The following is a 20,968-nucleotide window of genomic DNA, read 5'->3' on the forward strand; positions in this document are numbered from 1 at the left end:
TTAAGCAAAGTTATGAATGATCAGGTTGAGGTACTTGCTTAAGTGAAAGTTGAACACGATTTCGACTTCTATCTACGCCAATGATCATCACTTCCACGATATCTCCGACCGATAAATACTCACTTGGATTCCTTACATAACGATTAGCAATTTCTGATCTATGAATCAAACCATCATGTTTAATTCCAATATCTACAAACGCCCCAAAATCGACAACATTACGAACTGTTCCCTTTACAATCATTCCTTCTTTTAAATCTTCAATTGAAAGAATATCCTTTCGTAATAGCGGAGGTTCCAGTTTATCTCGAGGATCTAAAGTCGGTTTTGCTAATTGATCTAAAATATACTTAATTTTTTCTGGATCGATTGATTTTTCCTTAAATTCCTGAGCAATTTCATTTGGGTTGACTTTTTGCAGACGTCTTGCTATTGCTTTGGATACTGAAGAATCTAATAGCTGTTCGGGGGTAATTTTTATCTTTTCAAGTATTTTTTGTACTATTTCATATGATTCGGGATGAATAATAGTAGCATCTAGTGGATCTGAGCCATCAAATACTTTTAAAAAGCCAGCACATTGTTCAAAAGTTTTTTCGCCTAATCCTCTAATTTCATAAAGCTGATTTCGAGAATAAAAAGATCCATTTTCCTGGCGATATGTGACAATTTTCTTGGCTATTGAGCGATTTAAGCCAGAGACATGTTCCAACAATTGAGGTGATGCAGTATTTAAATCAACACCTACCGAATTGACACAATCTTCAATAACTTCATCAAGAGCGTCTCGTAAAGCCGTTTGATTCACATCATGTTGATATAATCCAACACCTATTGATTTTGGATCAATTTTTATTAATTCTGCTAATGGATCTTGCAATCTTCTTGCAATACTAATTGCGCCGCGTACAGTTAAGTCCAAATTTGGGAACTCTTGACGAGCAGCTGCTGAGGCACTATATACAGATGCTCCAGCTTCACTTACAATTGCGTATTCAATTTGATTTTTTGATTTCAGCTTATTCTTCATTTTTTTTGCAAATTCTGCTATAAACTGTTCAGTTTCCCTTGAAGCAGTCCCATTTCCAATAGCAACTGTATATGCATTATATTTTTGAACAAATTCTGCCAGTTTTTTAGTGGCATCTGATATATTCTCTTTCGGTGGGGTAACATAAATTACAGTATTGTCCAAATAATTGCCATGTTTATCAATCACAGCCACCTTGCAACCAGTTCTATAACCAGGATCGATTCCAATAATTGAACGATTCTTCAAGGGTGGTGTCATTAATAAATTTCTTAAATTAGTTGCAAAGACATTAATTGCGTGTATTTCGGCGCGCTCTGTAAGTTTTTTCCAATATTCCCGTTTTAATGAACGAATCATGTATCTCTTATATCCTTTCTCAATTCCTTTTAAATAGTAAGGAAGAAATGGATTAGATTTTTCAGTTTGAGAACCAATTATTTGTTTTTGAATTTCATGAATTAGATTTTCATCAGATGTTTCAATGTTTAAAGAGATAACATCTAAATTCTCAGCTCTATTTAAAGCGAGTATTTGATGATTTTGTAAATGAGAACCTGCGGCTGAAAAATCGAAATAATTTTCAAAAATATGATAATCAATGATTTTTCCATTCTCATTTTTAATTTCCATTTTTCCTTGAAGTACTTCATCTCTGATTGAAGCAGAAACTGTATTTTTTTTTTCAATTTCACTTCGAACAAATTGCCTAATTTCAGGAATAGTGCTGGTTTCTTCAGCAATGATATCAATACTTCCATCTATAGCTTCTTGAAGAGTAGAAACTCCCTTTTCGGGATTGACAAATTGAGCAATAAATTCGTCTGCTGATTTATCTAAAGGTATTGAAATTTTTCCCGTTTTTATTGCATCTGCGAGAGGTTGGAGCCCTTTTTCCCTTGCTTTTGTTGCTAGTGTTTTAATTTTCGGTTTAAATGGTAAATAAATATCTTCTACTGTTTGTAAATTATCTGCTTCTATGATTTGATCTTTAATTTCAGTAGTGAGTTTTTGCTGTTTTTGAATAGCATGAAGAACGAAGATTTTTCTTTCTTCTAATTGAGTTATTTGTGAGTATGTCTTTTTCACAGTGCGTAAAACTTCTTCATCCATATTGCCGGTGATTTCCTTACGATATCTGGCAATGAATGGTACTGTATTTCCTGATTCTATTAATTCTATTGCTTTTGCAGTTCTATCTACTGCGATTTGAGTAATTTCTGAAACTTTTGAAAAAATTTTTGATTTATCAATTTCATCTGGAATATCATTTTCGTTTAGAGGGGAAATATCGGAATTTGGAGAATTTTGCGTCGGAACCATTACGAGATATATTAAAAGATGGATAAAAAAAAAATTTTAGGCACAATTGGATGAAGAACTTATATTTATAGAGTAAAAAGTGAAAAAAGTGAAAAAAGTAAAAAAAGTAAAAAAAAGTAAAAAAAAATAATAATATTCTTCGTAATTAATATTCTACATCTTGATAAAGAGATTCAATTAGGCTTTTATAACGATCCAGCACAGTGCGACGTTTTAATTTCATTGTTTGAGTGAGCATTTTATTTTCTAATGTAAAATCTTCTGTTAAAAAGGCGAATTTTTTAGGGATCTCATATCCACCAAATTTTTGCTTTAGGTGGGTTGTTATCTTTTCTTTTATTAAATCTTGAATTTTGGGATCTTCCACTAATTCTTCAAATGATTTGGACATTCCTTGCTTTTTTGCATATGCTTGAAGATATTCGCTATCTGGAACAATTAATGCAATATTAAATGGTCTACCATCACCATAGATAAAAATATTTGCAATCCATGGAAGAATCTTTGTGTATTCTTCTATCTCTGATGGATGAACGTATTTTCCATTTAGAAGTTTATATTCATTTTTTATACGTCCTGTAATGTATAAGAAATTGTCTTCATCTAATCTTCCCAAATCTCCAGTTCGAACACCTGGTATACCATTTTCGTCCTTTACCATTATTTCTGCCGTTTTTTCTGGTTTATTTAGATAGCCCTTCATGACATTTGGACCATAAGTCACGATTTCACCATCTTCTGATCCTTCTGGCATCATTGATTTATCGATTACTACCTTAACATAATCAATTGGTTTACCAACACTTCCCAATCTATGATAACGTTCGCAGTTCATTGTTATAGCTGGAGCTGTTTCGGTCATACCATAACAATCATAGATCGGAAGTCCAATATCAAAGAAGAAATTTGCGACTTCTAACTCTGTTTTTGCACTAGCTGTCAGAGAAGCATACAATCTAGTTCCAAATTTAGCACGAACTTTGGAAAAGACGAGTTTATCTAAAATTTTTAGTTTTAAACTACTTTTACCGGTTTCTCTTTTTTGTTTTGCTGCTTTTTTAGCTGCTAAAAAGAGTTTATATTTGATTCCACCGGTTTCTTCCATAATTTTATGAATCCCTTGGTAAATTTTGTTGAACAATCGTGGAACACAAATAAGATGTGTGGGATTCGTTTTGGTTAAATCTGCAGAAAGGTGATCAACATCTGTTATTGCTATTGATGCACCAACCTTTATGAAGGTGTATAGTTCTGCTGTCATAGCATAACTGTGTGCCCAAGGAAGGATTGAAAGAGCACGGGCAGTATTATTGATTTCTGGGTATAAATTTGAGCCTGCATTGGAATTTGAAGCAAAGTTTCCATGAGTTAGAATAACACCCTTAGGATCTCCAGTTGTTCCTGAAGTATAAATGATTGCAGCATCGTCATGGATATCAGGAGTAATTGGATCAATTGGATGAGTTTTTCCTATTTCTTCTAAAGCGGAAAAAGAATTTTCTCCTTCTCCCTTCACAATGAATATTTTTTGAAGTGTTGGAATGTTGGATTGAAATTTTTTAACAATCTCATAGATTTCTTGATTTTTTACAAAAACAATTTTCATTCCGCTATCCTTAATTATATATTCCCAGGTATGATGAAGTTCTTTTTCATACATTGGAACCCAAGATGCGCGCAATCCAAATGTTGCGAATGCTCCTATTGCCCATTCTAGCGAGTTTCCCATAATAATTCCAATTTTATCGCCAGGTTGTATTATTCCCAACTGTGCAATTCCTGCTCTTAAATGATCAATTCGTTCTCCAAATTCTCGATAGGTAGTCCAGTGAAATACTGAATTTGCATCTCGCTCTCCAATTACTAGATTATCTGGATATTTTTGAACAGAATTACGATAAAAATCAACCAAGTTATTTGGTTCATCATATTGAAGTCTGGCTTCATTCTTTCCATAAAATTCATAAGACATTTTTAGTTTTTCTCCATCTTCAGTAAAATTGATATGAATTCGATTTACCATTATACTCTGTTGGTAGACTTTTTAAGAATTTCTTTCCTACTTTCGAGAATTTAATTATATAGACAGAATTGAGAAAATTGGCAAAATCTCTAATTACCAAGTAATCTATCCAATTGCTTTAACTCAGTTAAGGAGCGACTATACTGGTGATAAATGATTCACTAATTAAGCTAATATCAGATTTAATTAAAAAAAAAAATTATTCTTTTTTTGCAAAATGTTCAAATTCAGATGGTATTAGACAACAAGCTGAATAGAAATCCAATTGATAGAATTGTTCTTTTAACCAATGGCGTATTTTTAAAGTTGGTTTGACTAATCTTGATAGACCTGCTTGAACTGCCCATTTTTCTGTTGTAAATGCTTGACTCCAATATGGTCGCATACATCCGAGTGATATTTCAGTTGATGGCATGAAATAATGAGCAATTAGGATTAATTTGGCAATATCTTCTGGGGGAACTAATGAAAATCTTGAATCCATTTTTCCAGCATTTCGCGGAGGAATCATTACTATGAAAACTAAGATTTCAGGAGAAAATTGTGCTACATACTGAAGGGCTGTGATTTCTTCTTTTATTCGGCCAAAATTAGCGCCAATAAGAATGTGCGGAATTACTCTTACTTTATTGTCTAGCAATGCTTGAAAACTATTCTTATAATCTTCAATTGTATGATCAAGGTGAAAAACATTTGAGATAACTTCTGGATCTAAATTGACATCAAAGGATACACAATCTATTCCAATATCATGAATTAGCTGTGCTTCAGAATCACTTACTAAGCCTACGTGTGAATTAAGATAAAAATTCTTTCCCGGCGGTGAGTCTTTAAAATGTTTAATTACATCTGCAAATGGTTTATATATTATTTTTCCATTAACATCACAACCTCCTGAGAGAAGTGTTCCAATTTTGCCATTTTGTTTCATTTGCTTTAAAATTTCTTCTAATTTGTCTGGTGTTGTTGCAGGTAACATATGATGTAAATATTTTTTATCACAATGTTCGCAATCTAATGCACAAGCATCTCCTGTTAAAGAAATTGATGGAAATTCAGAACCAGGAATATAACACTTAATTCTTTTCTTAATTGTTCCAGGAGAAATTATTTCAGCGAAAACTTTGTTAAAAAACATATCCCATTCTTCAGTTTTATGATATTTAAGAAATTCATCTGCATCACACCAATCAAATTTTTTATCAATTATTTTTTCAATAATTGATTGTAAATATGGATCTACTTGTGGTTCATTTTTTTTTTTCATCATATGTATCACTTTAGGGAAATTTATATATCCATTCGTCTGTAGAATATTTATTTGCAACCAGTTTTGAAATGACGTTGATTTCATCTTTTGAAAAAGGTTTCTCTTCAAGCTTCATATTGAAAATTTTTTCAAAACTTTTTATAAAAGCATTTATGATTTTTATTTCTTTTTCTGAATTTTCAGTATTTACATCTGGTAATTTATTTTCTAACTCTAAATTTCTTAATCCAATAACCTTGCTACGAACAGATTGTATCATATGAGCATTTGAGACTCCTACTGGAGCTTTTAAAACAGAATACATAAATTCTGGATTAACATCAAGTAAAATCGTTCCGTGCTGTAAAAGCACATTGTTGCGAATTAGTTGAGCATTTCCTGAAAGCTTTTTCCCTTGAGTTAATAAAACAGGGCAGTGAATCTTACCAATATCGATTGGATATCCGATAGATTCAAGTCCTTGGGCTAATGCTTCTAAAATAGCAATATATCGTTGAGGTACTTTTAGATCATAGTTTCTAGGGCTATCTATGTTTTTTGGGATATCTTCTAACCGAACAATAACTGAATATGTTATCTCGTTTTGAAAATCATGTAATACTGCCCCTCCTCCTGTGATTCGGCGAACTACTTGCACACCATGAGATGTGGCAAAGTCCATGTCAATTTCAGCTGAAAGAGATTGGTTTTTACCGATTGTAGCTGTAGAAGGTTCCCATTTATAAAAGCGAATTGTATTTGGAGATTTTCCTTTAATAACTTGATCTAAAATCATTTCGTCAATTGCCATATTTCGATAGCCATCTGCAATAGAAAAAGGGATGAGACGCCAGAACTTTGATTTATCCATATCTATATTGCACCAATTTCAAGATGATTTGCAGTATTGATTAAATCTTGCAATTCTGAAAAAATCTTCTTTTTTTCAGATTCCAATAATTTTCGAGGAAATCCATCATGTTCCTTACCAGGTCTGGAAGTATAATAAGGACGATTACATCCTGGGCATCCTGCAGTATAAAATGCTGTTTCTTTTTCAATAATCCTATTTAGTTCTTCATTAGAAAAACCAGTAATAGATTCTAACCTTCCATCAGATGAGAAATTGAATCGTTTTACTGGAATCTTTTCATATAATAATAGATATCTTGCAAGTTGGATACGTCTAAATTTCTTAATACTTGGTCGTGGATGTCGTTCCATAGGAGTGTGTGGAATAGGTGTGAACATGAAAATTCCAGGAAGAACATTACGTTTTATTGTACTATCAATTGTTTTTATCAATTCTTCTTCTGATTCTCCTAATCCTACAATAAAATGAGTAGTAACTCGATGTTTTCCAAATACTTCAAGAGCTTCGTCTATAGCTTTGATATGATTTTCCCAACGATAAGGCCCTTTATGTGAAGGGTTTTTTATTTTTTCAAATAAACTGGGTGAACATGCATCTAATGCAATTCCAATTCGATCTAATCCATTTTTTTGTAATTGCATCAATAAATCTTTTGATACAGGAGGAATTGCTACTGAAATTGGTGTTTTTGGTATTATTTTATGAATTTCTTTTACAATGAATAAAGCATCATCAGTATATCCAGGATAATTTAATGTCTGAAGACAAATTCTTTGAAATTTTGACTTTTTAGTTGATTTTTGAAGTAAAGTGAGTTGGGTTAAGAATTTATTCCAATCAAATTCAGGCCAATTAATTCTCGATAATTGTTGTGCTGCATTTGAATGGATACTGGTTCCTTGAGGACAAAATTGGCATTCTCCTCTACACATTTTTTCTGTATAAGTCATTAAGTAGCATGTTGTAGGTAAAACATCTGTCTTTATGTCGACAAATCCTAAAACTGCTGCACTTCCAATAGAAATTCGAATTTTCTGAATCAAATTACTTTCTTCCTTTTTTTTTTAATTTAAACACAAGATTTTTAGCAATGAAGCTCCTAAGAAAGATAAGGTATTCTCCAATCTTGAGTATTATGAAGTATATGGAGATATAATGTGTGAAAATTTATGAATTAAGGGGTTTTGAAAAAAAAATAATGAATGAGGGTGCAAAAATATGGAAATTAATCGTGAAGTAGAACTTTCCAATGGTGCGAAAATTTTCGTTGATTCAAAAGACTTAGGAAGGTGTTATCAAGAATTTATTGATAAATTTATCAAACCTTACTATAAAGAATCTAATGATTGGAATAAAACACTGCAAGATAGTATTAAAGAAATTGAGCGTATTTCAAGTGTTCTTCAAGTTTCTAAAAAAGAAGTCATCGAAGGTTTGCTTAAACATTTAGAGTCGCGATTACATAAGGATATTGCTGAATTAAAAGATGTAGATCGAATTGAAATTCTTTTTGAATCAATTGATGATTATGTTGAATCAATTCAGAATTTTGTAAAAGAGGATGCTTCTCCAGAAGAAATGCGATTAAATGTCTCTGAATTAGTTGAAAATTTAAACCTTTTCGAATTATCTGAATTGCTTATTCATTTTGCTAAAAAATCGATATCATAGGTGCGAATAAGTTTATTCGTTCAGAACTTGAAGAATTGTTTTATTACTCTAAAACACTCATAATTTTTTAGAGTTTAATTGAATATCTTAAAGATTTAAATAGCTGAATTTTTTCCTCATATTTATGTTTCGACAATCTTTTAAAAGCATTCCACAAAATACATCTGAAATAAAAGATTATCCTTTAATTACCGCTTTGAATTTTGGAAAAGTTGATTCTTTAAGTAATACAGAAATTAAAGGAGATCCAATTAAATGTTCGAATTGTAACTGTATTTTAACTGATATAGAGAGAATTAAAAAAGTTAATGGGGAGTATCAATTTGAATGTGAATTTTGTTTAAAGATAAATACTGTTTCGGATGAAAAAATGAAGCAATATTCCGATTATATTTCATCTAAACAACCAACCGACAAAGTTGATTCAACAGAATTAGCATTTATTCTTAATAAAATTCGAACAAGTGATGAAAAAAAAATCGATATCAGTCCCTTAAGTTCAAAATCAACAAGTTCTGGATTTCCCATACAGATCGCAACAATTGATGTTTCAGGCAGTATGGCAGGTGGCAAAATTGAAGCAGTAAAGCATGCTTTGGTTCAAAATATCCATCAAATAACTGCCGAAACACCTGATATTTATTTTGTGTTAATTCCTTTTTCTTCAAATGTATGGATATTCCCAAATGCTAAAAAGAAAATTGAAATTCAAGACGGGCCAATCTTTTTTACTGAGAAAAAAATGGATGAAGAAGTGGAAATTATAATTGAAAACCACAAACTTTCCACTATTTCTTCTCAATATAAACAGTGGGTTAAAATAGTGCGAAGTATGAAAAGCTTAAACATGACCGCCTTGGGACCTGCACTTTATTTAAGTGTTACATTTATCAGTAAAAAACAAAAATCTCAAGCTGAACCATCAGGTGGAAAAGTTTTACTTTTAACTGATGGTCTTGCAAATGTAGGACTTGGCTCAATCGAAGAAGATTCCTTAAGCAAAGAGAAAGCAAGTGAATATTATCATAAAATTGGAACAATTTGTCTTCAAAATAATATTATTGTAGATATAATTGGAGTTCGAGATAAAAACGGTAGTAATTCTGTTGCACTGGACATAATTGGTGCAGTAACAGATATTACAGGTGGAAAAATGATGTTTATTTCTGCAGATCAAATTGAATCTGCCTTTGGAGAATTACAAAGAACTAATTATATTGTTCGAAATGCCACTTTGCGCGTTTATATGGCAGAAGATATTATTTTAGAAGAAATTGAAGGTACCGCAATATCACAGAAAGAAAAACCATTCAAGTCAGGAGAACCTGTTAAATTGGGTGCTTTTGAGGCAGATCGCGAGATTTTTTTGCGATTTAAACCTAAAATTAAATTATCTAAATCTCAAAAGAAAATTCCTATTCAAATTCAACTCGAATACTTAGATTCCCAAAATAATAAACATATTCGATGTTATCGCCAAAATTTATCTGTGGAATCTGATGAAAAGAAATTTCAATCTACCTTTAATCCAAATGTTGCTACAGCTTATGAATTATCAAAGGCATCAAAATTGCGCTCAAAAGGTGATTACGAAGTCGCTAAATCAATAGCACAACAAGTGTTGCAAAGAAATATCTCCCTTAATGAGAAGTATTCAATAAATGTTGAAGAAGTGAATGCTTTGATAAATGATGAAATAGAAGAATGGGAACTTGATGAGAAGCAAGCTGAAGCTGAAATGATTATGGACAAAGCATCTTATTTTGCTTCTGTTGGACAACAGCGATATCGTCAATCTTTCGAGCAAAAATTGAAAAGAATGAAAAATAAACAGCAAAAAAAGTAGATCTCTCTTTTTTACTTTTTTTTAACTTTAGTTATTATTATGTAATCGGGGATCCAGTGCATCTCTTAATCCGTCCCCAACAAGCATAAATCCCATCACTGCAATAAAAACTCCAAATCCTGGAATGATTGCAGCCCAAGGTGCAGAAAAAATTTTTGTATGTGCAATGTTAAGATCAGTACCCCAATCAGCAGAATTCTCAAATCCATATCCTAAGAAACTTAATCCTGCCAGTCCCAAAATTACCCCGCCAATGCTAAAGCTAAGAGAAACAATAATTGGTGCAAGGCAGTTAGGTAAAATATGTTTATAAAGTATTTTTAAATTACTGGCACCTGCTACCTTTGCTGCTTGGACATATGTTTTATTTCGCTCACTTAATACTAAAGCGCGTAACATTCGGGTGTAACCTGCAAATCCTAAAACACCATAAGTGATTAAAATTATAAATTCATTTCCACCCGACCATACTGCAATTAGCACAATTAATATCAATGAAGGAAAAGCCATCATAATATCAACTAAACGCATAATAATATTATCAACTATTCCTGAATGATAACCTGCTAATAAGCCAAAAAAGACTCCAATAAAAGCGCTTAAAAAAGCAATAAAACTTCCATAAAACAAAGAAGGCCGAGCACCCCAAACCAATCGTGCGAACACATCCATTCCTAATCTTGTTGTACCAAAAATATGATCTTTTGATGGTGGTAAATTAGGTAATGTTGAAAAATCTGCAACCGTAACTTCATAAAAACCTTGAGTAATTATTAAAGGAGCAAAAACTGCCCAGGAAAAAATAATAAAAATGATAAATATCCCAAAAAGAGTCAAAGGGTTTTGCAAACGTTTAATAAATTTTCTTTTGGAATGAAATCTTTCCAATTCTTCTCTTCTTTTAGTTAACGTAGGATCTTTAGCAGTGGGTAAAAATAGAAATGGTATATAGTGCTCTTTTAATTCTTTTATTTGTTCTCTGAAATTCATATATTCAGGTAAATTTTGAGTGTTTTTTTTTAATTCTTTTCGATTTAAATCAGATCTTTGTAGTGTGGGGGGCATTTGTTAAAAAAATTCATAACTTTCTTAAAAGTTTTTAGTACATTTTTATCAAAATCACTTTTTTTCTTTACCAATTTTATCAAAATCTAATTCTTCTAAGGCTTGTAACATAGCATCTTCTTCAATTTCAAGATCTACATCATCATATTCTGAAGCAATAGCGTCAAAATCTGGACTTGAAACTTCTTCAGTATCTAAACTTGCAAATTCTGGTGCGATTTGAGAAACTTCTGCACTAGTTGGTATAGTTGGTGTTTCCATTTCTTTTGAAGATGCTGCTGTATACGGTTCGGAAAGATTGCTAGATGATGACGAAATTGGGGTTTCTTGAATATTGTCTTGATTTGATGAATGAACTGATGCAAGACTTCCAATTTCAAAAGACACATAATCATCCAGCGGAACTGGAGGAACTTCTCCTTCATAAATTGGAATCCCATAAGGATAGTTATCTGGTTTTTTACGAGTTTTTGATGAGGTGACTTTAGTGGTTGAGATCTCTGCTAAATCATTTAATCCTGCAAGAATATCTTCTGGGATACCCCCTGCTGAAATTGAAGATTCGATGGATATAGTTGTCTCTGGTGTGGTAGTTGCAGGTACATCAGAAAGACCGACAGTTGTTTTTGCTTCTGAGGCAAATTCATCAAGAGTTGAAATTAAATCTTCCATAGAATCTTCATCCAATTTTGATGATGAAGTTGATGGAGCTGAAGAACTTGAAGAAGAACTCGTTGGTAAAGTTGAAGCAAAACTATCGAGTGCAGCGAAAATATCTTCCATATTTTGTGGTTGTGTAGGCTGCTTTAAAGAATCTGCTTCTTGTTTATTTATCATTATTTCTTGAGCTTGTTGAACTTGTTCTTGAGAAATTGGTTTTGGGGCAAGGTTATCCAAATTATTTAAACCTATCATTAGATCATTATCAATGCTAACAATATTATTCGGACTCGCAGGTGTCTCTTCTTCACCACCCCACTGATTTAAGAATGCAAGTACACCTTCCATCGCTTTTTTGTCTGTATCATTACTTTTGTCCATTTGAAATGATTCTGCCAATGGTGTGCGAGCTTCTTGTTTTAAGCGAAAATCGCGATCTCGATTTGCTTCAATTTCTTTTCGAAGTTCTTCAGTCATTTGTTTACCTGCTAAAATAAATGCAAATCTATGTGCGATTGTCCGGAGATATTCCATGTAATAACCAATTCTAAGTGGATTTGAAATTCCTCCGAAAATCATGTATTCTTCATTTATAAATTGTAAAATAACAAAACCATGTTCCGATTTAACCAAAATTTCTCGAAGGCTCCCATGATTGACTGATCTGCTTAATCTTTCTGCCAAATCAATTAATGCTGAACTGCTGGCAGTTTCTGCATCTGCATCCATTTCATCACTATGTGATGTTGCAATTGCCATTCCGATACGGCTAATAACAGCAATTCGTTCGAGATCTGAACCTTGTTCTATTTTTTGAATTTCTTGCATTAATTCTGTTGCAATTTCGGGCTCCACCATGGCCATAATTTTCAAATCCAAATTATTTATTTATATATAGAGTAAGAGAAGTACTCCCTTAAAAATAGTCTAGGTTAATTTTTCATAGATTTCAGATGAAATTAAGTCAATATATTTTTACTTTCATTGAACCCCCTCTTTCTCGATCTTTAAATAGATATAGATACCATAAAGTGTAATGTCTCACGAAATAAATCTATCTGCAATAGCTTCTTTAAGCTTCGCCGATTTTTTGAATTCTATTGCTGATGCTTCCATTCCAAGTTATATTGGGCCCCGTGCAATCTTCAACTCAAATTTTATTCCTCCAAAAATTGTACCCCGCCGAAAAAAAAGTGAACTTATATATGGCATTTTAAAAGATGCTTTAGAAGATGAATATGCCACAAATTTAACTCTTTATGGACTCCAAGGTGCAGGAAAGAATCTTCTTCTTAACTTAATTTTTAAATGGTACCAGTCTCAGCCAATAAACGATGAAAGTTGCTTAGAGATTCCTATTATTATTTCAAATGATTGTAGAGATCAAGAATTGGGGCAACTTTTGTTTGAAATATTGCATAATCTGAATGATAAATTAGAAATTCAAATCAACTTATCAGATGTAATTCAATGGGATGCTATCTCTTTGTGGAACAGTTTTAAATATCTTGTTCAGAAAAGTAATAGACCAATTATTTTATATCTTCAACGAATTGAGTATGTTAAAGAAGAAATTATTGCAAAAATACTAAATTTTGCCAAGAAAACAGAAAATTTGCATGTTATAACATCTATTGATACTGGGAACCAATTCTATGCATTTAATCAATATACTCAATTAGATCATCGAATTCACTTAAACATTTTTAGTAATTCGGAATTATATGAAATTACAAGCCAAAGATCGATCATGGCGTTTCACAATTTATTAGAACCTGAAGCAATCAAACTTTTAGTGGATTATATTATTGAATATGGAACAAAAGTCCCTGGAAGTTGCATTAATTTACTGAAGCGGATCTATCCAATAGTTGAAGAACAAGGGGAATTACTTCCTGAAGACATAAGGAAAATTTCACAATATTATTTTGAAGGAGTCTCAATCGATTCTTTAGCTATGACAGATTATGTCATGCGAACTAGTTTGGAAGAAAGGTTATTTTTAGACTATCTCGTAAATTACTTTAAAAGCCCAAACAATTATTATATTTCAAATATTGAAATCAAAAAAGCATATCAAATGACAGCAGATGAAATGGGATTTACTCTTCATTCGAGAGAATTTCAGCAAAGGTTTGAAAATATAACACGTGCTCAAATTTTACAACGTAGCCATTTTAATAATAAGAAAAATAGTTTTGATTTAATTAAAACGGAATTAAAAGAGAGGAATGATCTTTCTTTTCATTTTCTTTCACTTCCAATGGAAGAAATAAACCAAATTTTAGAGATGTCCTTTGGAATAATGCCTGAAGAAAAATAGAGATAAAAATCTTTTTTTTTTGCTTGAATTATTAATATAATGAAGTATTTAGCCAATGAGTTAATTTTTTTTGATTGTTGGGAATAATACTTATATTTCTTAGTCTGATTCCTGATTTTTCAGAAATTATTTGAATAATTTGTTCAACAGTCTCGTGAGGTGTGTTTTTTTCTGTATTTACTTTAATTAATCTCTTTTTCGATACTAACTTGAAATTTTCAAAAATTTCAGAATATTTATTGAGTACTCTTAAAAGATATTTAAAATCATCTTCATTCCATTTTTCACGCTGAGGATCTAGCGAACCCCGTCGATATATTCTATTCATAACTGTTTTCGGTTCAGCATATAAGTAAATTATATAATCCTTCTGCCAGGAGACTGAATTATAAGTGTCGTATATTAATTCATAATCTATTTTGGGTAAATTTAAGGCTAGTGCATAAACCAAGGTTGAAAGGGGGCTGCGATCGAGAATAGCAATATGATCTCGTTGGTTCTGTACAAATTTTTCAACTAAACGATTTCGTTCAATCATTTGTTGTTGGTAATGAAGTTCAGCCCTAAAAGCAGTCTGCTTATTTTTTGACCCAAATGGAACAGGTGGAACAGATCGCAAACGCTCAGGATATAATCTAATATTGTGGAATTCACTAAATTTTGTTTTGAGAATTTCATATATAGTTGTTTTTCCCACACCATGAACTCCCGCTAAGGAAAAAACATAACCATTTTGTTTTGATCTCACATTTCTTTTATTTTTTTTTTGGGGTTCTGGAAATTTTTTGAGTATAGATTTAAATGCATTTGTTTTTTCTTTAGGATTTCTATAAAGTTTCGTTGTAAGTTCCCCTTTTTTTTGGTGAGTTCTTAAAGTTTATTTTACCAATGAGTGAATTCTTTTTTCACTATTAAATTAATTATTTAATGATAAATATAATTAAGAGTTACATTTTCCTTATAAACAAATAATGAGGCTAAATTAAATTATTTTTTAATTAAAGATTTTTCTTCCATTTTTCATTTCTCAGTATAAAAAATGACATGATTATTGAAAATACAAAAAAAGCTCTTAAGGTAAGGCTTAATATTCTACATTATATAGGCACGGTGATTTAGTGATTCATACAAAAGAAGAAATCATTGCGCACATGGAAGATATTATTCATTCGGTCCCGTCCCATTTTTATGCAGATATTCTTTTTGATTCGTCGGCAGTTTTAACCATAAAACAATCAAAAAGTGGTACTTCATCTAATGTTAAGCCGAAGATGCGAGGTTTTGTTTTTCGGATATTTAATGGAAAAAAATATTTTGAGATTTCTCATCCAGATATTTTTCGTTTAAAATCTCAAGTGGCACAAATTCTTCCAAAATTGGAGTTTTTTCCAGATATTCACTTAATTTCTTATCCAAAAAATGAATTTGATAAAGAATTTTCTATGAAGCAAGATTTCACAGCGATTCCAATTCAAGAAAAAATAAATCAAATTAATTTATTATACAAAGAAATTTCTACTCAAGATCCTCAAATTAAAAATGTATTTATCAATTTTCAAGATTCAATTCAAGAAAGGATTTTTTTAAATACAGAAGGAAGTAGATTGCGACAAGTTTTGCCTCGATTAGGGATTCAAATAATTTCTGTAGTAAAATCAAATGGTAAAGTGGATTCAAATAAAATGAGTGTAAGTGGTCAAGGTGGCTGGGAAATTTTCAACTCTTTATCCCAAGAACAAATTCAATCATTTGTTAAGGATTCAATTGAAATTGCTCAAGCAGATTTACCTCCCAGCGGAGTTTTACCCATAATATGTGATCCTTCTGTAGCAGGTATGTTAGCACATGCAATTTTTGGGCATGGTGTTCAAGCAGACACCATTGTTGAAGATCGAAGTTTTTGGAAACGGTATTTTAATCTTCCCGTTGCTTCAGATTTAGTGAATATTAGTGATTCTGCCCAAACTGGTGCATATGGGAATTATTATTTTGATGATGAAGGAATTTTAAATAAAAAAACACCTGTGGTTGAAAATGGGATTTTAACTCACTATTTACATTCAAGAATCACTGCAACCATGTTAGATATGCCCGATGCTTTATTCGGTAATGGAAGACGTCAAAATTTCTTACATCCGATTTATCCTAGAAACTCAAATACATTTTTTGAACCAGGAGATTATACTCTAGAAGAAATGATCAGAGAAATAAAATACGGTTTACTGGTTGAGAATGGGGATTATGGAATAGAAGAATTTGATGGTTCTGTGCAATGTAATTCTATTTCTGGATATTTAATTGAAAATGGAGAATTAAAGAAACGCGTCAAGGGTGTGGCAATTTCTGGACAAGCAAGAGATTTATTTTTATCCATCGATGCAGTTTCAAAAGGACCAATTCAATTTTCTGGAATTAATAGTAGAAAAGGCTTAGATGAATGGGTACCAGTGACATATGGAGGGGTTTACGTAAAAGCTCATCGCAGTTTTGTTAGTCCAGGATAAATTGGAGGTATTTATATGAATTACAACGATAAATCTTATCCGCTTTATTCCATTGAAAACTTAGCCCAAGTAATTGAACGGGAAATAAAAAAGGCAAATATCACAAAATGGGATATATATTTATTTCATGAACGTATCAATGGAATCCATTATAGAAAAACAGATATTGAAGAACAAACTAACTATTGTAATTTATCATATTTTATCCGTGTATTTCAAGATATCGATGCTAAAACAATGGGTGTTGGCTCAATAAATCTAAATGCAACAAATCCTTCCCAAATTCAAAAAGCAATTCAACAAGCTAAAGCCCTGACTCAATTTAATATCGAACCAAAATATGATTTAGTATCTCCAGGTAAAATTTATGCTGATCCCATTACATATGATAAAAATATTTGGGAAGATCCAGTTTCATTTCTTGAAAGTAAAGGAAAAGAGATTCAGCAAAATCTTCGAGAAATTATCCCTGCAAAAACAACATCAGGTCATTTTCGTTATTTTCGAAAGCAAAAAATGCTTATTAACAGTAATGGATTTAAAAAATTAAAGAAATCTAGCAATTTCTCTTATGAATTTTCATTTAAGGCAGAAAAGGAAGGAAAAATTGCGGAATATTGGCCTCGTGGTTATGTTAAACTTGCTAGGGATTTAAAATTTGATCAATTAGTTCCTGAATGGGCTACACGAGCTAAGGATGCTTTAAATGCACAACCTCCACAAAAAAATGAAATGATTGATGTAATTTTCGCACCTGAATTAGTAAGAAAAGGACTTTTAACAACTGTTGGCTATGCGGCATCAGCACGAGCTTTTTATGAAAAATTATCTAGTTTTCATTGTCAAAAACAAGTTGCAGTAAATTTCTTCACATTAATTGATGATGGTTTAATTGAGGGTGGTTTAAATACTTCTGCTTGGGATTCAGAGGGGAATCCAAAACAACGAACTGTAATTATTAATAAAGGAATAATGGAGCATTATTTATTTGATCAAAAATATGCAACATTGCTAAATAGAAAATCAACTGGAAATGCCCAATTGAAACCTAAACGTGGTGGATCTATTAGTATTGAAATAAACAATTTAGTTGTTGAGCCAGGTAAACGTCAGTTACGTGAAATTGTAGAAGATTGTAGAAGAGCAATTTTAGTGATAAACTTCCCTTGGCTTCATCCAAATGCTATTAGTGGCGATTTTGCTGCTTCTATTGATAATGCATATATGATTGAAAATGGGCAATTAACCACACCTATTAGAGGAGGAATAATTTCTGGAAATTTTTACGATATGCTAAATAATATAGATGAAGTTTCTAAAGAAACACGCTTAGTAATGAATGCAAAAGTTCCTTATATTAAATTTAAAGGATTACGTTTATCTTCAGAAATTCTATAATCTTTTTACCGTTGTAGAATTTAAAAATGTATAAATACTGAAGATTTAGGTAAAATGTGGTGAAATTTAATTATGAAAAAAAAAATAAATAACATTTTTTGGTTTTTGATCTTTTCAAGTTTTCTAATTTTATCTGCATCAACCCAAATCCAGCCGATTGTAACCGCATCAATGTCAAAAGAACCACTAATGAAAGTTAATCCGATTGTTGTCTCATTTCCGAAAGTTTTAACTACTGGAAATCAATTCAATCTTGATATCGGGCCTAATGGTCATAGGTATGTTGTTTCAATCGATTATGATTATTTTCTTCACTACCTTACTTTATCTACTTATGATTCTGAATGGCAGTTAATCAATTCTCAGATAATATTTAATCGTTCAGAATCATTATCAAACCCTAAAATTCAAATTGGTTCTCATGGAAGTATACAAATTTTGGTCGGCGTTGAAAATGTAGGCTATTTTTATCTTTTTTCAAATCAATCCGAATGGCTCCAAACTTTAATTTGTCCTTCAAACTTTCTAAATATTAATTTGCATTTTGAAATCGATGAATTAAACCAACCTCATATTGCTTGGTTAAATTCAACTAATCCAGAAAATCCATATTTGGAATACATGTATCCGGCTTATTCATTTATGCACCAAACTCAAATTAATGCAACATATTTCAACTCTACATTAATGAATCAAACCGTCTCATATGAATCTGAAATAAAATTTGAATTCGCCTCAAATCGGGCAGTTTTTCCAGAAGGAATAATACCAATAGATTTCACTCTTAGCATTGAAAACTATCATCAAACAAAATTTCTTTTACAAACTGATTATACCCCTCCTCAAGATAATTCGTCTATTTTTCATCGTCTGGAAACGTTAGAATATACTACTTTATATACACAGTCAAATTTTAATCAATCTTCTTTAATTGAGTCGAATTTTACCAATTCAGAAAACTTTACTACAAATGTTTATCAGTGGTTTAACACCACCACATTCTATACCAATTTCACTGCAGGACAATTTCACAATTTTTCTCTCCTTGTGAATACATCTACAGCTGAATCGCTGCAATTTCCGCATTTAATTACCGATTCATTAAATAATTCCCATGTCTTTTGGCTTCAAAAAAATAATTTATCAAACTGGAGATTAAATTATTTAAAATTGGATTCTTCCTTAAATTTAATTCAGAATATTTCTTTTAATGGAGAGGTTTTTCAAATATTGAATTCAACTCTTGTTGTTGAGAAGAAATATGCCTTTTTACCTGGAATATCTGAAATTTTTGAAGGATTAGTTATTGGAAAATCTCCATCAAATTCCATTTGTTTAATTTATTTTCACCTTACTTCTACAACATTTGCAATCGAACCAATATATACCTTCTCTTCCCAGAAAAATCTTGCTTCTGCCAATCAATATAAGTATATTCCGAATCCTAAAATGATCGTTGTTCCAAATTGGGATTTATTTGACTATTCATACAAATATCTTCTATTTTTACAAAATAACTCGCGCTTTGCCAATGCATATAATTTTATTTCACAATTAAACTATACTCCCAAATCTATTCCTAGTCGTTTTAATTCATCAATAGATGCTAACTACTCCTCCATAGTAGTATCTGATAAAATCTCTCTCTCTTTAGAAGTTGGAATCGGAAATTTTTATTTGGAAAATCAAACATGCAATTTAACCCTAAAATTTATCGGTCAAAATACAAAACTCTCTAAAGAATATCCTATAAATCAAACAATTTTATCTCTTCATAATGGAACCATGGAATATTTCGAATGGAATTTTCAATTTTTGGAAGAAGACAATTTTGAACGATTTATCGCTGTAGAGTTTTATTCAGATGGTCTATATGTTGGTAGATTCGGTTTTAATATTATTGTAATACCTGGAGTAAATGCAATTAATCTCGGATTTTATATTGTTGGACTAATTGCCTTTAGCTCAGTTTTCTTTTTTTATAAAAAAATTCGTTAAAATATTACCATTTAAATGTATTTTTAACTAAGTAACTTATAAGAAAATAGAGGTTATTTTCATGTCAGAGGAAAAAATTCCAATTTTAGGTATCCAAAATTCAGGTAAAACAAGTATTATTCGTACATTTCAAAGAGAATTTAAATCACTCGCAAAACTTAAACCCACCAAAGGTATTGAAAGAAGTAAGATGACGTTCTTTGGAAAAAGTTTGATTGTGTGGGACTTTGGGGGACAAATTAAGTTTAGACAGCGATATTTGAATCGCGCAAGTGTTTATTTTTCTAATATAGAACAAGTTTATTTTGTTGTTGATATTCAAGATCAAAACTCAATTTCTGAAGCGTTAGATTATTTTCAAATGATTAGAAATGCTCTTTTAGAATACTGTTCAGATGTAATTCTTTTTATTTTGCTTCATAAATTTGATCCTGGTTTAGAAAAAGAGACTGAAACATTGGAATATGTGAAAACACTTGGTGAAAAGCTTAAAACAATGGCACAACCATTAAAAACAGAAGTTATTAAAACTTCAATATTCAATCCAATTTCTATAATTCATGCTATGTCTACCGCAGTCTTAGGAAATACCATCTTAACAGATAATACTGAAGTGATTTTAAGCGAGTTCGTAAAGAATAACAATTTTGAGGGCCAAATTGAGTTTATTTTGCTTTATTCTGAGGATTTAGTTGAATTGGGTAGTTATTTTCCAGAAAATGTTGATCAAACTACTCTTAAATTAGCTGCCAAAGAAATTTTTGCAGCTTTTGAACCAAAAAAACTGAAATTGTATGCTGGAGAATTCACAATTGAATCAGAAGGTGTTGAGTTATTAGCTCACCGTATTGTTGGAGAAGAAGATCAAAATTTTTACCTTCTTGTTGGTTATAAACCTGAAAAAGTCTATAATGTTTTAACATTGAAGGATAGTGTAAAATCTTTACTCGACCATATCGAAAAAATACTAATGTTTTTTTAAAATTTAAAATTAAGTTAAAAAA

15 protein-coding genes are annotated in these 20,968 nt (G+C 31.3%); 7 read left to right on the forward strand and 8 right to left on the reverse strand.

From position 1 onward, the window contains the following. Positions 1–10: 10 nt before the first annotated feature. The 5 genes from ACXLDF_RS05875 to lipS2 all read right to left on the reverse strand — a co-directional run bounded on the left by ACXLDF_RS05875 (position 11) and on the right by lipS2 (position 7,542). Complete coding sequence (locus tag ACXLDF_RS05875) at positions 11–2,353, reverse strand: helix-hairpin-helix domain-containing protein (RefSeq protein WP_457557567.1); 2,343 nt, start codon at positions 2,351–2,353, stop codon at positions 11–13. Between the two features lie 145 nt (positions 2,354–2,498). Beyond that, positions 2,499–4,376, reverse strand: coding sequence for an AMP-dependent synthetase/ligase (locus ACXLDF_RS05880; protein WP_457557568.1), 1,878 nt, complete (start codon positions 4,374–4,376; stop codon positions 2,499–2,501). Between the two features lie 199 nt (positions 4,377–4,575). Beyond that, complete coding sequence (lipS1, locus tag ACXLDF_RS05885) at positions 4,576–5,646, reverse strand: LipS1 family lipoyl synthase (RefSeq protein ID WP_457557569.1); 1,071 nt, start codon at positions 5,644–5,646, stop codon at positions 4,576–4,578. Positions 5,647–5,656: 10 nt separating this feature from the next. Beyond that, positions 5,657–6,496, reverse strand: coding sequence for a lipoate--protein ligase family protein (locus ACXLDF_RS05890; RefSeq protein WP_457557570.1), 840 nt, complete (start codon positions 6,494–6,496; stop codon positions 5,657–5,659). A 2-nt stretch (positions 6,497–6,498) separates the two neighbouring features. Beyond that, positions 6,499–7,542, reverse strand: a complete 1,044-nt coding sequence (gene lipS2, locus ACXLDF_RS05895) for a LipS2 family lipoyl synthase (RefSeq protein ID WP_457557571.1) — start codon at positions 7,540–7,542, stop codon at positions 6,499–6,501. Positions 7,543–7,717: 175 nt separating this feature from the next. Between lipS2 and ACXLDF_RS05900 the strand changes: the two genes are divergently transcribed. Both ACXLDF_RS05900 and ACXLDF_RS05905 read left to right on the forward strand, forming a co-directional pair. Then, a complete protein-coding gene (locus ACXLDF_RS05900) occupies positions 7,718–8,170 on the forward strand; it encodes a hypothetical protein (RefSeq protein ID WP_457557572.1) in 453 nt (150 codons plus the stop codon). 124 nt (positions 8,171–8,294) lie between these two features. Continuing rightward, entirely contained in the window at positions 8,295–10,016 is a 1,722-nt protein-coding gene (locus ACXLDF_RS05905) for a vWA domain-containing protein (RefSeq protein WP_457557573.1), read from the forward strand. Between the two features lie 27 nt (positions 10,017–10,043). Here ACXLDF_RS05905 and ACXLDF_RS05910 read toward each other — a convergent pair whose 3' ends face one another. Continuing rightward, on the reverse strand, positions 10,044–11,081 hold the full coding sequence (locus ACXLDF_RS05910; protein WP_457557574.1) for an ABC transporter permease: 1,038 nt from the start codon (positions 11,079–11,081) through the stop codon (positions 10,044–10,046). A gap of 54 nt (positions 11,082–11,135) precedes the next feature. Next, positions 11,136–12,599, reverse strand: a complete 1,464-nt coding sequence (locus tag ACXLDF_RS05915; protein ID WP_457557575.1) for a roadblock/LC7 domain-containing protein — start codon at positions 12,597–12,599, stop codon at positions 11,136–11,138. A gap of 178 nt (positions 12,600–12,777) precedes the next feature. On the opposite strand from ACXLDF_RS05915, the gene ACXLDF_RS05920 reads away from it, so the two are divergent. Further along, on the forward strand, positions 12,778–14,064 hold the full coding sequence (locus ACXLDF_RS05920) for a Cdc6/Cdc18 family protein (RefSeq protein ID WP_457557576.1): 1,287 nt from the start codon (positions 12,778–12,780) through the stop codon (positions 14,062–14,064). A 31-nt stretch (positions 14,065–14,095) separates the two neighbouring features. Here ACXLDF_RS05920 and ACXLDF_RS05925 read toward each other — a convergent pair whose 3' ends face one another. Next, positions 14,096–14,812 carry a deoxynucleoside kinase gene (locus ACXLDF_RS05925; protein WP_457557577.1) on the reverse strand — a complete coding sequence of 239 codons (717 nt, stop codon included), beginning with the start codon at positions 14,810–14,812 and terminating at the stop codon, positions 14,096–14,098. Positions 14,813–15,182: 370 nt separating this feature from the next. Between ACXLDF_RS05925 and ACXLDF_RS05930 the strand changes: the two genes are divergently transcribed. The 4 genes from ACXLDF_RS05930 to ACXLDF_RS05945 all read left to right on the forward strand — a co-directional run bounded on the left by ACXLDF_RS05930 (position 15,183) and on the right by ACXLDF_RS05945 (position 20,946). After that, entirely contained in the window at positions 15,183–16,568 is a 1,386-nt protein-coding gene (locus ACXLDF_RS05930; RefSeq protein WP_457557578.1) for a TldD/PmbA family protein, read from the forward strand. Between the two features lie 15 nt (positions 16,569–16,583). Continuing rightward, positions 16,584–17,966: a TldD/PmbA family protein gene (locus ACXLDF_RS05935; RefSeq protein WP_457557579.1), complete on the forward strand. Its 1,383-nt coding sequence runs from the start codon at positions 16,584–16,586 to the stop codon at positions 17,964–17,966. Between the two features lie 72 nt (positions 17,967–18,038). Then, positions 18,039–19,964, forward strand: a complete 1,926-nt coding sequence (locus ACXLDF_RS05940; RefSeq protein ID WP_457557580.1) for a hypothetical protein — start codon at positions 18,039–18,041, stop codon at positions 19,962–19,964. A gap of 61 nt (positions 19,965–20,025) precedes the next feature. Then, the gene (locus ACXLDF_RS05945) at positions 20,026–20,946 is read left to right on the forward strand and encodes an ADP-ribosylation factor-like protein (RefSeq protein ID WP_457557581.1); all 921 of its coding nucleotides are present in this window, start codon (positions 20,026–20,028) and stop codon (positions 20,944–20,946) included. Positions 20,947–20,968 lie beyond the last annotated feature (22 nt).

Source organism: Candidatus Harpocratesius sp., assembly GCF_054039255.1.

Excerpts from the sequence above, each read along its gene's own strand:
- ACXLDF_RS05945 (WP_457557581.1), top strand. The coding sequence starts at position 20,026 with ATGTCAGAGGAAAAAATTCCAATTTTAGGTATCCAAAATTCAGGTAAA.
- ACXLDF_RS05900 (WP_457557572.1), top strand. The coding sequence starts at position 7,718 with ATGGAAATTAATCGTGAAGTAGAACTTTCCAATGGTGCGAAAATTTTC.
- ACXLDF_RS05880 (WP_457557568.1), bottom strand. The coding sequence starts at position 4,376 with ATGGTAAATCGAATTCATATCAATTTTACTGAAGATGGAGAAAAACTA.
- ACXLDF_RS05940 (WP_457557580.1), top strand. The coding sequence starts at position 18,039 with ATGAAAAAAAAAATAAATAACATTTTTTGGTTTTTGATCTTTTCAAGT.
- ACXLDF_RS05935 (WP_457557579.1), top strand. The coding sequence starts at position 16,584 with ATGAATTACAACGATAAATCTTATCCGCTTTATTCCATTGAAAACTTA.
- ACXLDF_RS05890 (WP_457557570.1), bottom strand. The coding sequence starts at position 6,496 with ATGGATAAATCAAAGTTCTGGCGTCTCATCCCTTTTTCTATTGCAGAT.
- ACXLDF_RS05920 (WP_457557576.1), top strand. The coding sequence starts at position 12,778 with ATGTCTCACGAAATAAATCTATCTGCAATAGCTTCTTTAAGCTTCGCC.
- ACXLDF_RS05915 (WP_457557575.1), bottom strand. The coding sequence starts at position 12,599 with ATGGTGGAGCCCGAAATTGCAACAGAATTAATGCAAGAAATTCAAAAA.
- ACXLDF_RS05875 (WP_457557567.1), bottom strand. The coding sequence starts at position 2,353 with ATGGTTCCGACGCAAAATTCTCCAAATTCCGATATTTCCCCTCTAAAC.
- ACXLDF_RS05910 (WP_457557574.1), bottom strand. The coding sequence starts at position 11,081 with ATGCCCCCCACACTACAAAGATCTGATTTAAATCGAAAAGAATTAAAA.
- lipS1 (WP_457557569.1), bottom strand. The coding sequence starts at position 5,646 with ATGATGAAAAAAAAAAATGAACCACAAGTAGATCCATATTTACAATCA.
- ACXLDF_RS05905 (WP_457557573.1), top strand. The coding sequence starts at position 8,295 with ATGTTTCGACAATCTTTTAAAAGCATTCCACAAAATACATCTGAAATA.